Genomic DNA, 14,141 nt, shown 5'->3' with positions numbered 1-14,141 from the left:
GCGCCGCCCTGGGGCGTGCGACCATCGACAGGTCGGCGACGCGGCCGCCGCCGCGGGGAATCCTCCGGTGGCCCCGGACGTTGTCGACGATGACAGCTTCCCACGACGTAAGGATCGCATTGACCTTCTCCTCTTCCCTTCCGCAGGACCGGCAGCCACTCGCCGACAGCCTTCGGGCCGACGCCCTGATGGAAGAGGACGTCGCCTGGAGCCAGGAGATCGACGAGGAGCGTGACGGCGACCAGTACGACCGCTCCGAAAGGGCCGCGCTGCGCCGCGTGGCGGGCCTGTCCACCGAGCTCGAGGACGTCACCGAGGTCGAGTACCGGCAGCTGCGCCTGGAGCGTGTGGTGCTGGTCGGCGTCTGGACGTCGGGCACGGCGCAGGACGCCGAGAACTCCCTGGCCGAGCTGGCCGCCCTCGCCGAGACGGCGGGCGCGCTCGTCCTCGACGGGGTGATCCAGCGCCGCCCCAAGCCGGACCCGGCCACCTACATCGGCTCCGGCAAGGCCCAGGAGCTGCGGGACATCGTCCTGGAGTCCGGGGCCGACACCGTCGTCTGCGACGGTGAGCTCAGCCCCGGCCAGCTGATCCACCTGGAGGACGTCGTCAAGGTCAAGGTGGTCGACCGGACCGCCCTGATCCTCGACATCTTCGCCCAGCACGCCAAGTCCCGCGAGGGCAAGGCGCAGGTCTCACTCGCGCAGATGCAGTACATGCTGCCCAGGCTGCGCGGCTGGGGACAGTCGCTGTCCCGGCAGATGGGTGGCGGTGGCTCCGGTTCCTCGGGCGGCGGTATGGCCACCCGCGGTCCCGGTGAGACCAAGATCGAGACCGACCGGCGGCGGATCCGCGAGAAGATGGCGAAGATGCGCCGGGAGATCGCGGAGATGAAGACCGGCCGGGACATCAAGCGGCAGGAGCGCAAGCGCCACAAGGTGCCGTCGGTCGCCATCGCCGGGTACACCAACGCCGGAAAGTCCTCGCTGCTCAACCGGCTCACGGGCGCGGGCGTGCTGGTGGAGAACGCCCTGTTCGCCACCCTCGACCCGACCGTGCGCCGGGCCGAGACACCCAGTGGGCGGCTCTACACCCTGGCGGACACCGTCGGGTTCGTCCGACACCTGCCCCACCATCTGGTCGAGGCGTTCCGTTCCACGATGGAGGAGGTCGGCGACGCCGACCTGATCGTGCACGTCGTGGACGGCTCGCACCCGGCCCCGGAGGAGCAGCTGGCGGCCGTGCGCGAGGTCATCCGAGACGTGGGCGCGCTGGACGTGCCCGAGATCGTGGTGATCAACAAGGCGGACGCGGCCGATCCGCTGGTCCTCCAGCGGCTGCTGCGTATCGAGAAGCACTCGATCGCGGTGTCGGCCCGCACCGGCCAGGGCATCGACGAACTGCGCACGCTGATCGACGACGAGCTGCCGCGGCCGCAGGTCGAGATCGCGGCGCTCGTGCCGTACACGCACGGCAAGCTCGTCGCGCGTACCCACGCCGACGGCGAGGTGATCTCCGAGGAGCACACCGCGGAGGGCACGCTCCTCAAGGCGCGGGTGCACGAGGAACTGGCCGCCGAGCTCAAGCCGTTCGTCCCGGCGAACGCGTGAGACCGGGTGTGTGACGGCGGCGGCCGCGTCACACCCACCGCGTGACAACGGCTGAGGCCCGCCCCCGTGATCGGGGGCGGGCCTCAGCCGTTGTGGTGTGGCCTAACGGCCTCTTGCCTTACTGTGCCCCGGCGAACTTCTTGCTCACCGCGTTGTAGATGCCCTTGGCCTCCGGGCCGAAGTGCGGTCCGGCCAGCCAGGTGGCCGTGCTCGGGCCGATCGAGGTGTTGGACACCAGCGCGGGCTTGCCGTCCCCGCCCTGCGCGACCCAGCCGCCACCGGAGGAGCCCGCGGTCATCCGGCAGCCGATGCGGTACATCGTCGGCTTCGCAGCCTCCAGCGAGAGCCGGCCCGGCTTGTCCGCGCACTGGTACATCTTCTGGCCGTCGAACGGCGGGGCGGCCGGGTAGCCCGTGGCCGTGATCTCGTCGATCGACTTGACCGCCGGGGCGTTGAACTCGACCGGCAGCGCTCCGCCGACCGTCTCCTCCAGGGACTTGCCGCCGGTGCCCTCGGGCTTCACGTGCAGCACCGCGAAGTCGTACGGCGCGCCCTTGCCGCCGACGCTCGCGCCGGTGTCGATCCACTGGGAGGACGTCTGCGCCCAGTCCGCCCACCAGACGCCCTTGGGCGCCAGCTCCTCGCGGGTGGCGTTCTTCAGCTGCGTCGCCGACTTTCCGGCGTCGTTGTAGGCGGGGACAAAGGCCAGGTTCTTGTACCAGCCGCCGCCCGCGCCCGCGTGGACGCAGTGGCCGGCGGTCCACACCAGGTTCGACTTGCCGGGGTGCGCCGGGTCCTTGACCACGGTCGCCGAGCAGACCATCGAGCCCTCGGGGCCGTCGAAGAACACCTTGCCGGCCTCGGGGATCTGACCGCTGTACGGAGCGGAGACCTGCTTGGCGTCCACCGGCTGCGGGTCCGGGTCGGTGACGCCCTGGTCGCCGGAGATGTCCTCCTCCTCGACCGGCTTGTTGGGCTCCTGGGCCTCCCTCATCCGGTCCGGCTTCCAGAGGTCCTCGATGATCGGGTTGATGAACTCCCCGGCCTCACGCAGCCAGTTGTCCTTGTCCCAGTTCTTCCACGCCCCGTCCTTCCACTTGTCCAGGTCGATGTTCAGGTCCTTCAGCCTGTCATCGAGGTTGTCGGGCAGGGCGATGTCCTCGCTGCCCTGAGTGGCGGAGGCGCTCGGATCGGCGTCCGCGCCGTCGTCCTCCGGGCCACACGCGGTGGCGGTCAGCGCCAGCACGGCGGCCACGGCGGCCGCCGCCACTGCGGATCGGCGAATGGATCGCATGGGTGGAACTCCCCCTGAGATGTTCGGGACTGCTGAGACGACTGCGAACTCTTCGGACTTGTCATGACTCCTCGGACTCGTAGAAGTCCTTGGGTTTGTCATGCACCACCCCGGCACGGGAGGCGGCCCCCCACTATGCCGGTGACGCCTACGACGGCCACAGGCGGGTCCCCGGTTCCCGCCGCCAAGGATCTTCGAATTGACCGTGATCAGCCGGTGTGAGCGTCGTTGGTACGTACGGGGGAAGAGCCGACCGCTTCCACTCGCAGCCTTACTCGCAGCAGCAGGAGGGGCCGACGCCCGTGGCCGTGACCCAGCTTCCGCCGACGGAGCGGACCTTGGCGTACGAAGGTATCGAGGGCATTCTGCGGCGCCAGTCGCTGCGGGAGTCGGCTGCTCGTACGTATGCCAGATCGCTGCCGATCGTCCCGGTGCGGGCCCGTGGACTGACCATCGAGGGCGCGGACGGATCCCGGTATCTGGACTGTCTGTCCGGGGCGGGCACGCTGGCCCTGGGGCACAACCACCCGGTGGTGCTGGAGGCGATCCGCTCCGTCCTCGACTCGGGCGCCCCGCTGCATGTGCTGGACCTGGCGACGCCGGTCAAGGACGCGTTCACCAGCGAACTGTTCGCCACCCTCCCGCGTGAGCTGGCCGACCGGGCCCGTGTCCAGTTCTGTGGGCCCGCGGGGACCGACGCGGTCGAAGCCGCCCTCACCCTGGTCCGCACGGCCACCGGCCGGGACGGCCTGTTCGCGTTCACCGGCGCGTACCACGGCATGACCACGGGCGCGCTGGCGGCGTCCGGCGGCGCTCCGGGCGTGAGCGTGACCCGGCTGCCGTATCCGTACGACTACCGCTGCCCGTTCGGGACCGGCGGGGAACACGGCGCGGAGCTGTCGGCCCGCTGGACCGAGACCCTCCTGGACGACCACAAGAGCGGCGCGCCCGATCCGGCCGCGATGATCCTCGAACCGGTGCAGGGCGAGGGCGGGGTGATCCCCGCACCGGACAGCTGGCTGCGCCGGATGCGGGAGATCACCGCGGCGCGAGGCATCCCGCTGATCGCCGACGAGGTACAGACCGGGGTCGGCCGGACCGGAGCGTTCTGGGCGGTCGACCACAGCGGGATCGTGCCCGATGTGATGGTGTTGTCCAAAGCCATCGGCGGCAGTCTGCCGCTGGCGGTCGTGGTCTACCGCGACGACCTGGACGTCTGGCGGCCCGGCGCCCACGCGGGCACGTTCCGCGGCAACCAGCTGGCGATGGCCGCCGGAGCCGCCACCTTGGCGTTCGTCCGGGAGAACGGACTCGCACAACGGGCGGCGGAGCTCGGCGAGCGGATGCTGCGGCGGCTGCGTGAGTTCGCGGAGCGCTGGCCATGTGTCGGGGACGTGCGCGGCCGCGGCCTGATGATGGGCCTGGAACTGGTGGATGTCCGGGCCGAGCCGACGAGCGGTCCGGCCCCGGGCCGAACGGCGGCCGAGACGGAGCGGGGCCCCGGGGCGTACACGCGGCAGGGCACCGGGCAGAGCGCGGAGCAGGCCGCCCCGCATCGCGCGGAGCCCGGCCGCGCGCACCGGACGGGGCGGGACGCCGGTCCGGGTGCGGCGTACGACACCCGTCCGGGTCCGGCGTACGACGGCGAGAGGGGCACGGCGCGGAGCGGCGGCCCGAGCATCGCCGGGCACGGCACGGGGCCAGGTGCCGGGCAGCGCGCGGGGCACGGCGGGCCGCCGTGCTCCGGAGCCCCGCGCCGCGGGCCGCTGCCCGCCGCTCCCGGGCTCGCGTCGACCGTGCAGCAGGAGTGCCTGCGCCGGGGCCTCATCGTCGAACTCGGCGGCCGGGACTCCTCGGTGGTCCGCCTGCTGCCGCCGCTGACCATCTCCGACGAACAGGCCGAGGCGGTGCTGGACCGGCTCGCCGACGCGATCGGCGCGGCCGAACGGACCGCAGCCGAAGCTGCTGACGCGCCGCTGCCCCAGCAGCAGACCACCGGGCGCGGCCGATGACGGCCCGCCCGGCCCCGCGACCGCATCCCCGCCCCCACACCGCCGAAGGAGGGAGGCGCCCGGTTCCCGGCACGACCGCCGCGACGTGCGCGCCACTCACGCCATGCAGCACCGCCCCGGGACCGACAGCCCCCACCACCCGCCCTACGCGCCGCGCACCGCGCCCGACGCGATGACACCGCGCGGGGAGACGGCCGCGGCCACGCCCATGCCGCAGTCCCCGCCGTCCGCCGCGCTCACCGTGCCCTCGGCGCTCGCCGCGCTCTCCGCGCCAGGCGTGACGTCATCAGTGCCCCGCCAGGGCCGCCGCGGCGAAGACCGCATGGCCGCCCCGGACCAGGTCAGCCCCCCGGCCTCCCTCGGCGCCGACCCGCTGGACCACCCCGACCCGGGGCGCGCGGCGGACGCGGCCGCCACCGAGAACCTGCTGCGCTGCTGGATCAGGGAGACCGGCGGCGTGCGCCCGGTCGGCGACACCCTGCGCATCGTGCTCACCGCGAGCGGCGCTGTCCTCCGTGTCCCCGTGCGCTTCTGGTCGGCCACCGGCTTGCACCGCCTCGGCCGCCCCACCCTGGACGGCGCCCCGCCGGGTGCGCCGCCGGTCGACGCGGTCACGCTGGCGGCCCTACTCGGCCGGGAAGCCACGTATGCCGCACGCGTCGCCGGCTCCCCGCGCCGCACCGATCTCGCGCCCGGCGCGGATCTCGTGCACCGCACCGACCTCGTGCACGGCACCGATCACGCGCACGGCGATCTTGCGCACGGCGCCGATCCAGTGCACCGCGCTGATCCCGTGCACGGTGCCGATCCCGCAGAGTCCGCCGACGCCGCACAGCGCGCCGATCCCATGGACTCCGCGGACGCCGCGCACCCCGGTGGCGCGGTCGCCCGTTCCCGCCCGGTGGACGCGGCCCACGCGGACCACGGTCCGGGAGACGTGGTGGACGAGGCCGCCGCACTCGTCGGCCGCGTCGCCGATTCCGTGCGCCGCACCGCCGCCTTCCTGACCGAGCGGCGCGCCGCACCGACCGACCCGGCCACGTACGGGCCGTTCCTCACCGCCGAACAGTCGCTGGTCCTCGGCCACCCCCTGCACCCCACGCCCAAGAGCCGCGAAGGGCTGTCCGAAGCCGAGACTCGCGCCTACTCCCCGGAGCTGCGCGGCGCGTTCCCGCTGCACTGGCTGGCCGTCGACCACAGCGTGCTGGCCCAGGACTCGGCCTGGACGCGGCAGGGCCGCCCGGTCTCCGCCGCACAGCTCGTCGCCGCACTCGCCGGCCCGGACCTGCCCGCGCTGCCGGAAGGTACGGTTCCGATGCCGCTGCACCCGTGGCAGGCCCGTGAGATCCGGCACCGCCCCGCCGTCGCCGCGCTGTTCGACGCCGGCCTGCTGCACGACCTCGGCCCGCACGGCCCGGTCTGGTACCCGACCTCCTCGGTGCGCACCGTGTACCGGCCGGACGCGCCCGCCATGCTCAAGCTGTCCCTGGCCCTGCGGATCACCAACTCCCGCCGCGAGAACCTCCGCAAAGAGCTGCACCGCGGCGTCGAGGTCCACCGACTGCTGCGCGGCGGCGGCCTCTTCGCGCGGTGGCGGGCGGCCTGCCCCGGCACGCCCGGCTTCGACATCGTGCGCGACCCCGCCTGGCTGGCCGTCGACGGACCGGACGGCGCACAGCTCACCGGACTCGACGTGGTCATCCGGCACAACCCCTTCGGACCGGCCGACGACGCGGTGTGCGTCGCGGGCCTCACCTCGCCGCGCCCCTGGCCGGGGCAGACCGTGCTGCGCTCGCGGCTCGCGTACACGATCGCCCGGCTCGCCGTCCGCACCGGCCGCCCCTCGCGCACCGTCGCCGCCGAGTGGTTCCTGCGCTATCTGCGCTCCGTCGTACGGCCCATCCTGTGGCTCGACGGCGCGGCGGGCATCGCCCTCGAAGCCCATCAGCAGAACACGCTGGTGCTGCTGGACCCCGAGGGCTGGCCCGTCGGCGGCCGCTACCGCGACAACCAGGGGTACTACTTCCGCGAGTCCCGGCGCGCCGAGCTGCGGCGGCTGCTGCCCGGCATCGGCGAGCGCAGCGACACCTTCGTCTCCGACGACGTCACCGACGAGCGCTTCGCCTACTACCTCGGCGTCAACAACGTCCTCGGTCTCATCGGGGCGTTCGGCGCGCAGCGGCTCGCCGACGAGAGCGTGCTGCTCGCCGCGTTCCGCCGGTTCCTCGCCGAGGCCGCGTCCGGCCCGACGCGTACGGGTTCGACACTGCCCGCGCGGCTGCTGGAGGCCCCGACGCTGCGCTGCAAGGCCAACCTCCTCACACGGCTGCGCGGGCTCGACGAGCTCGTGGGCCCGGTCGACACCCAGTCCGTGTACGTCACCGTCGCCAACCCCCTCGTAGCCGACGCGATGTGACACCTGCCGCATCCCCGAGACCCGAGAGGAGACCGTCGCCGTGCAGCCTTCCGGTGCCACGCCCGCCCCTACGGGGTCCGCCACCGACGACACCCTCGACCTGCGGCTGTCCGAGGAGGTCGTACCCCGCCTGCCCGCCGAACGCCTCGCCGTCGCCGCCCACCCCGGCGACGGTTCGGTCCCCGATCTGCTCGACCACATCGCGGCATGGGGCCCGGTGGGCACCACGGCGGGCGCCTTCCAACTCGTACCGGTCCGCCTCGAGCGCGATCTGCCGCTCATCGCCGACTGGATGAACGATCCGGCGGTCGCCGCCTTCTGGGAGCTGGACGGCGCGGAAGTCCGCACCGAGAAGCATGTGCGCGCCCAACTCGAAGGCGACGGGCGCAGCGTGCCCTGCCTGGGGGCGCTCGACGGCGTCCCGATGAGCTACTGGGAGGTCTACCGCGCCGATCTCGACCCGCTCGCCCGGCACTACCCCGCCCGCCCGCACGACACCGGGCTGCACCTGCTCATCGGCGGGGTGGCCGACCGCGCCCGCGGCCTCGGCACGGCGCTGCTGCGCGCCGTCGCCGACCTGGTCCTGGACCACCGCCCCGGCTGCGGCCGGGTGATCGCCGAGCCCGACCTGCGCAACATCCCCTCCGTCGCCGCGTTCCTCGGCGCCGGATTCCGCTTCTGCGCCGAGCTGGACCTCCCCGACAAGCGCGCGGCGTTGGTGATCCGCGACCGCGCCCTGCGCCACCTTCTGTGAGGCGACCTGTGCCGCGTTCCGCCGTCCCCGACCGTCCCGCCACGCCGTACCCACTGTTCCCGTTACCCGGCAAGGAGCACTGTCTGTGCCGAAACGCAGCCTTACCGAAGACACTCACGCAGCAGACACCGCACACGCGGACACCGCGGCCATCGCGGGCACCGGTGACCCCGCCCCGGCCGGCGAAGGCATCCACGGCACCGACGACCTCCCCGCACCCGCGGCCCTGACGCTCCCACCCGAGCTCAACCGGTCCGCCTGGGAGCACGCCGCACGCCGCCTGCTCGCCAAGACCCTCGCCGAGTTCGCCTACGAGGAGATCATCCGGCCGGTGCCCGATCCCGCCGGCGCCGGGGAACAGGGCCCGGACGGCACCTGGGGCGATGGCTACCGCCTGCCCCTCGACCCCTCCGACCCGGGCGCCGACGAAAGCCCCACCGCGTCCGGCGCGCTCCGGTTCCGCGCCCGTCGCGGCGCCTACGGCGGCTGGTGCGTGGACGAACGGAGCATCCGCTGGGACGCCCCCGGGACAGCGCCCGGCGACGGCCCCGACCCCGTGAACCCGCTGGAGTTCCTCATCCGGGCCCGCCGCCTGCTCGACCTCGACGGCGCCACTCTCGGCCACGTCGTACGCGAGCTGAGCGCCACCCTCAACGCCGACGCCCACCTGGCACACCGGGCTCGCAGCGCGGCCGAGCTCGCCGACCTCGGGTACGCCGAGCTGGAAGGCCACCAGACCGGCCACCCCTGGATCGTCCTGAACAAAGGACGCATGGGCTTCTCGGCCACGGACACCCGCCGCTGGGCGCCCGAGGCGCGCCGCCCGCGGCCCCTGCCCTGGATCGCGGTCCGCGACGGCCTCGCCACCTTCCGCGGCGTCGCCGGCCTGGACACCCCCGACCGGCTCTACCAGGACGAACTGGACGACGACGTACGCGACGTCTTCGCCACCACTCTGCGCACCGAGGGCCTCGACCCTGACGACTACCTCTATCTGCCCGTGCACCCGTGGCAGTGGGACCAGATCGTCGTCCCGCTCTTCGCACCCGCCCTGGCCACCGGCGGCATCGTCCCGCTGCCGCCCGCCGACCGCGACCTGCGGCTGCCGCAGCAGTCCATCCGCACCTTCCTCAACACCAGCCGCCCCGAACGGCACAGCGTCAAGCTGCCGCTGGCCATCCTCAACACCCTGGTGTGGCGGGGCCTGCCGACCGAGCGCACCCTCGCCGCGCCCGCCGTCACCGAGTGGGTGCAGGGACTGCGCGAGGACGATCCCTTCCTGCGCGACGACTGCCGGGTGATCCTCTTGGGGGAGGTCGCCTCCGTGGCCGTCGGGCACGCCGTCTACGACCGGCTGCCGGACGTTCCGTACCAGTACAAGGAGCTGCTGGGCGCGATCTGGCGGGAACCGATCACCCGCCACCTCCAGCCCGGGGAGCGGGCCCGGACACTTGCCGCCCTGCTGCACACCGACCCCACCGGGCGGGCGTTCGTCGCCGAGCTCGTCACCCGCTCCGGGCTCGCGCCCGACGTGTGGCTGCGCCACCTCTTCGCCGCCCTGCTGCCGCCGCTGCTGCACTTCCTCTACCGCTACGGCACCGTCTTCTCCCCGCACGGCGAGAACGCCGTCGTGGTCTTCGACGGGCACGACGTCCCGGTGCGGCTGGCCGTGAAGGACTTCGTCGACGACATCAACATCAGCGCGGTGCCGCTGCCCGAGCACGCCACCATGCCGGGCGAGGTCCGGGAGGTGCTGCTCACCGAGCCGCCGGGCTTCCTGACCCAGTTCATCCACTCCGGGCTGTTCGTCGGCGTCTTCCGCTACCTGGCGCCGCTGTGCGAGGACCAACTGGGTGTCCCCGAGGCGGACTTCTGGCGGCTGGTGCGGTCCGAGATCCTCCGCCACCATCAGCGCTTCCCCGACCTCAAGGAGCGTTTCGAGATCTTCGACCTGCTCACCCCGCGCATCGAACGGCTGTGCCTGAACCGCAACCGATTGCACCTCGACGGCTACCGCGACCGCCCCACCCGTCCGCACGCAGCCGTCCACGGCACCGTGCCCAACCCCCTTCACCAGGTGTGATCGCCCGTTGTCAGTAGCGCGCCGTAGGCTGGTCAGGTTATGACGAAGCCCCCTCTCCCCGAGCTCCTGCACGCCGCCGTCACCGCCGTCGGCGGCACCGAGCGCCCCGGCCAGGTCACCATGGCCGAAGCCGTCGCCGAGGTCATCGACGACAACTCCCACCTGCTCGTCCAGGCCGGTACCGGCACGGGTAAGTCCCTGGGCTATCTGGTGCCCGCCCTGGCGCACGGGGAGAGAGTCGTCGTCGCCACCGCGACGCTGGCGCTCCAGCGGCAGCTCGTCGAACGCGATCTGCCGCGGACCGTCGACGCGCTGCATCCGCTGCTGCGCCGCCGCCCCGGGTTCGCCATGCTCAAGGGCCGGTCGAACTATCTGTGCCTGCACCGGCTGCACGAGGGGGTGCCGCAGGAGGACGAGGACGGGCTCTTCGATCCCTTCGAGGCCGCCGCTCCCACCAGCAAGCTGGGCAAGGACCTGCTGCGGATGCGGGACTGGGCGGACGAGACGGAGACCGGTGACCGGGACGACCTGACCCCTGGCGTCTCCGACCGCGCCTGGTCCCAGGTCTCCGTCACCTCGCGGGAGTGCCTGGGCGCGTCGAAGTGCGCCTACGGCGCCGAGTGCTTCGCCGAGGCCGCCCGGGAGCGGGCCAAGCTCGCCGATGTGGTCGTCACCAACCACGCCCTGCTCGCGATCGACGCGATCGAGGGCGCGCCCGTGCTGCCCAGCCACGAGGTGCTGATCATCGACGAGGCGCATGAGCTGGTCTCGCGCGTGACCGGCGCGGCCACCGGCGAACTCACCCCCGGGCAGGTCAACCGGGCGGTGCGCCGCTGCGCCAAGCTCGTCAACGAGAAGGCGGCCGACGCCCTCCAGACCGCCGCGGAGGGCTTCGAGCGGCTCATGGAGCTGGCGCTGCCCGGCCGCCTCGAGGAGATCCCGGAGGACCTCGGCTATGCCCTGATGGCCCTGCGGGACGCGTCCCGTACGGTCATCTCGGCTATCGGCGCCACCCGCGACAAGTCGGTCCAGGACGAGGACGCCGTGCGCAAGCAGGCGCTGGCGGCCGTGGAGAACATCCACGCGGTGGCGGAGCGGATCGTGCAGGGCTCCGAGTACGACGTGGTGTGGTACGAGCGGCACGACCGGTTCGGTGCCTCCCTGCGGGTCGCTCCGCTCTCGGTCTCCGGTCTGCTGCGCGAGAAGCTGTTCACCGAGCGGTCCGTGGTGCTCACGTCGGCCACGCTCAAACTCGGCGGCGACTTCAACGGCGTCGCGGCGTCTCTCGGCCTGGCGCCCGAGGGCACCGGGGGCGAGGACAGCCCGGACTGGAAGGGCATCGACGTCGGCTCGCCGTTCGACTACCCCAAGCAGGGGATCCTGTACGTCGCCAAGCATCTGGCCCAGCCCGGCCGGGAAGGCAGCCGCGGCGACATGATGGACGAGCTCGCCGAACTTGTGGAGGCTGCGGGCGGCCGCACGCTCGGGCTCTTCTCGTCGATGCGTGCCGCCCAGGCGGCGGCGGAGGCACTGCGCGGCAGGCTGGACATGCCGATCCTGCTCCAAGGCGAGGAGACCCTCGGCGAGCTGATCAGGGCGTTCGCCGCCGACGACCGCACCTGCCTGTTCGGCACCCTGTCGCTGTGGCAGGGCGTGGACGTCCCCGGGTCCAGCTGCCAGCTGGTGGTCATGGACCGCATCCCCTTCCCGCGCCCCGATGACCCGTTGATGAGCGCTCGGCAGAAGGCGGTCGAGGAAGCGGGTGGCAACGGCTTCATGGCGGTGGCCGCGACTCATGCGGCACTGCTGATGGCACAGGGCGCCGGGCGCCTGGTGCGGGCCTCGGGGGACCGTGGTGTGGTCGCGGTCCTGGATCCCCGACTGGACCGCGCCCGGTACGGCGGCTTTCTGCGCGCCTCGATGCCGGACTTCTGGTACACGACGGACCGCAACCAGGTCCGCCGCTCCCTCTCCGCCATTGACGAAGCCGCCAGGCAGAACGACTAGCCAAGCCGAATGACTAGCGGCGCCGGTTCAGGCGCAGAAGCGGGCCCCGGAACCGGCGCAGGTGGTCCCGGGGCCCGGTCGTGCGGCGGCTCCTCAGACCCGCCGGAGCACTGCGACCACCTTGCCGAGAATGGTCGCGTCATCGCCGGGAATCGGCTGGTACGCCGCGTTGTGCGGCAGCAGCCACACGTGGCCGTCCTCGCGCTTGAAGCGCTTCACCGTCGCTTCTCCATCGAGCATGGCTGCCACGATGTCGCCGTTCTCCGCGACGGGCTGGCGGCGCACGGTCACCCAGTCCCCGTCACAGATGGCGGCTTCGATCATGGAGTCGCCGACGACCTTGAGTACGAACAGCTCACCGTCACCGACGAGCTGCCGGGGCAGCGGGAAGACGTCCTCCACCGACTCCTCGGCGAGGATCGGGCCACCGGCCGCGATCCGGCCGACCAGGGGAACGTAGGACGCGGCGGGCTTTCCGGCCGTGTCGGTCGGCTGTGCGCTGGGCTGGTCGGAGCCGCGCACCTCGTACGCACGGGGGCGGTGCGGATCGCGCCGGAGGAACCCCTTGCGCTCCAGGGCCATGAGCTGGTGTGCCACCGACGAGGTGCTGGAGAGCCCCACGGCCTGGCCGATCTCCCGCATGGACGGGGGGTAACCGCGCCGCTGCACGGAGTCCCGGATCACCTCGATCACCCGCCGCTGCCGGTCGGTAAGCCCTGAGCTGTCGGCCCGGATGCCTGGAGGCCGGCCAGGGAGTGAGCGCGTGGGCTTCATGCCTTCATGATTCGTGACTGCGTCATTCATGGCGTGCGTGTGCTCGAGTCGACCCTGGGAGCGGTCCTGGCTGGTGATGGTGGCACTCTCTGCGGCGGTGGTCACGTCGTCGGCCCCTCTCGAAATGTTCTCCCTGGTCAGTCAACGGTAGTTGCTTTCGAAAGGTTGCGCCAAACACACGTTCGAGTGAAATTTCGCAGATCAGGTGACGTGAGTGGTGGCTCGGGTGTATGGCATCGGCGCCGGATCCGGGGGCGCTCGGCCTTGCCCAGTGTGGCACCCCGGCCCCCGCGGCGGGGCGACCGGGGGGACTCGCGTAGTGTCGTGACTGCTCCCGCGCTCCGACACACCATCGGTGCGGTTTGAGGTCAGGCACCACATCTAGTGGTTGGATGAGTGCCCGCCACCCATGGGTTGTGGTCCCGATGCGTATCGGCCCGAAGTCTTCGCCTATGCTGGTGGTGCTCCGGGCGGGCCCTCAACGGGCCTGCCGGGGCTGTCAGTCGTACCTGGTCGTACGTCGTATTCCGAGGGTGGAGAAGGGTGGGAAACCGTGCATTGCCCCTTCTGCAGGCACCCCGACAGTCGCGTCGTCGACAGCCGGACCACTGATGACGGCTGTTCGATCCGAAGGCGCCGCCAGTGTCCGGACTGCTCCCGGCGGTTCACGACCGTTGAGACCGCGTCGCTGATGGTGATCAAGCGGAGCGGGGTCACCGAACCGTTCAGCCGCAACAAGGTCATCTCGGGAGTGCGCAAGGCATGCCAGGGGCGCCCGGTGACCGAGGACGCGCTGGCGCAGCTCGGTCAGCGGGTCGAGGAGGCCGTGCGCGCCACCGGAAGCGCCGAGCTGTCCACCCATGACGTGGGGCTCGCGATACTCGGTCCGCTCAAGGATCTCGACCTCGTCGCCTACCTGCGCTTCGCGTCGGTCTACCAGGCCTTCGACTCGCTGGAGGACTTCGAGGCGGCGGTCGCCGAGCTGCGTGAGCAGCAGCGGCCTCCCGCGCCCGCCGATCGCGGGTCCGGCGCCGACGGGGCCGCGGGAGTCCCCGCGCCTGCCGCGGTCGCCGACTGAGGCGACGCCACGAACGTGTCCGGGCGTGCCGTCGCGCGCACCCGGGCGAGAGAACAAGAACACCGTGCCCATCAGGAAGAATCGGGCACATCAGGGCGTTTTCGCCCGTACAG

9 protein-coding genes are annotated in these 14,141 nt (G+C 72.3%); 7 read left to right on the top strand and 2 right to left on the bottom strand.

Annotation, left to right across the window (positions count from 1 at the left end; genetic code table 11):
* The first annotated feature begins 119 nt into the window (after positions 1-119).
* Positions 120-1,610, top strand: coding sequence for a GTPase HflX (gene hflX / locus ACQUSR_RS07770; RefSeq protein ID WP_431041820.1), 1,491 nt, complete (start codon positions 120-122; stop codon positions 1,608-1,610).
* A 118-nt stretch (positions 1,611-1,728) separates the two neighbouring features.
* Here hflX and ACQUSR_RS07765 read toward each other — a convergent pair whose 3' ends face one another.
* Complete coding sequence (locus ACQUSR_RS07765) at positions 1,729-2,904, bottom strand: trypsin-like serine peptidase (RefSeq protein WP_431041819.1); 1,176 nt, start codon at positions 2,902-2,904, stop codon at positions 1,729-1,731.
* 302 nt (positions 2,905-3,206) lie between these two features.
* Between ACQUSR_RS07765 and ACQUSR_RS07760 the strand changes: the two genes are divergently transcribed.
* The 5 genes from ACQUSR_RS07760 (at position 3,207) to ACQUSR_RS07740 (ending at position 12,176) form a co-directional block, all read left to right on the top strand.
* Positions 3,207-4,916, top strand: coding sequence for a diaminobutyrate--2-oxoglutarate transaminase family protein (locus tag ACQUSR_RS07760; RefSeq protein ID WP_431041818.1), 1,710 nt, complete (start codon positions 3,207-3,209; stop codon positions 4,914-4,916).
* Between the two features lie 103 nt (positions 4,917-5,019).
* Entirely contained in the window at positions 5,020-7,332 is a 2,313-nt protein-coding gene (locus ACQUSR_RS07755; protein ID WP_431041817.1) for an IucA/IucC family protein, read from the top strand.
* A gap of 40 nt (positions 7,333-7,372) precedes the next feature.
* Positions 7,373-8,086 (top strand): GNAT family N-acetyltransferase, encoded by a 714-nt coding sequence (locus ACQUSR_RS07750; protein ID WP_431041816.1) that lies wholly within the window; start codon positions 7,373-7,375, stop codon positions 8,084-8,086.
* Positions 8,087-8,276: 190 nt separating this feature from the next.
* A complete protein-coding gene (locus ACQUSR_RS07745) occupies positions 8,277-10,169 on the top strand; it encodes an IucA/IucC family protein (RefSeq protein WP_431047438.1) in 1,893 nt (630 codons plus the stop codon).
* A gap of 39 nt (positions 10,170-10,208) precedes the next feature.
* Positions 10,209-12,176 carry an ATP-dependent DNA helicase gene (locus ACQUSR_RS07740; protein WP_431041815.1) on the top strand — a complete coding sequence of 656 codons (1,968 nt, stop codon included), beginning with the start codon at positions 10,209-10,211 and terminating at the stop codon, positions 12,174-12,176.
* 93 nt (positions 12,177-12,269) lie between these two features.
* Here the strand turns inward: ACQUSR_RS07740 and lexA are convergent, their stop codons facing one another.
* Positions 12,270-13,055 carry a transcriptional repressor LexA gene (gene lexA, locus ACQUSR_RS07735; RefSeq protein ID WP_431041814.1) on the bottom strand — a complete coding sequence of 262 codons (786 nt, stop codon included), beginning with the start codon at positions 13,053-13,055 and terminating at the stop codon, positions 12,270-12,272.
* 448 nt (positions 13,056-13,503) lie between these two features.
* Here lexA and nrdR point away from each other — a divergent pair, with 448 nt between their 5' ends.
* Positions 13,504-14,028 (top strand): transcriptional regulator NrdR, encoded by a 525-nt coding sequence (gene nrdR, locus ACQUSR_RS07730; protein WP_431041813.1) that lies wholly within the window; start codon positions 13,504-13,506, stop codon positions 14,026-14,028.
* Positions 14,029-14,141 lie beyond the last annotated feature (113 nt).

This window comes from Streptomyces sp. P1-3, from assembly GCF_050613155.1.
Taxonomy (GTDB): domain Bacteria; phylum Actinomycetota; class Actinomycetes; order Streptomycetales; family Streptomycetaceae; genus Streptomyces.
The sequence above is the reverse complement of the archived record's forward strand: the minus strand, read 5'-3'. Positions and strand labels throughout refer to the sequence as shown.

Coding starts and splice junctions, on each gene's coding strand:
- ACQUSR_RS07765 (WP_431041819.1), bottom strand. CDS start 2,904: ATGCGATCCATTCGCCGATCCGCAGTGGCGGCGGCCGCCGTGGCCGCC.
- ACQUSR_RS07755 (WP_431041817.1), top strand. CDS start 5,020: ATGCAGCACCGCCCCGGGACCGACAGCCCCCACCACCCGCCCTACGCG.
- ACQUSR_RS07740 (WP_431041815.1), top strand. CDS start 10,209: ATGACGAAGCCCCCTCTCCCCGAGCTCCTGCACGCCGCCGTCACCGCC.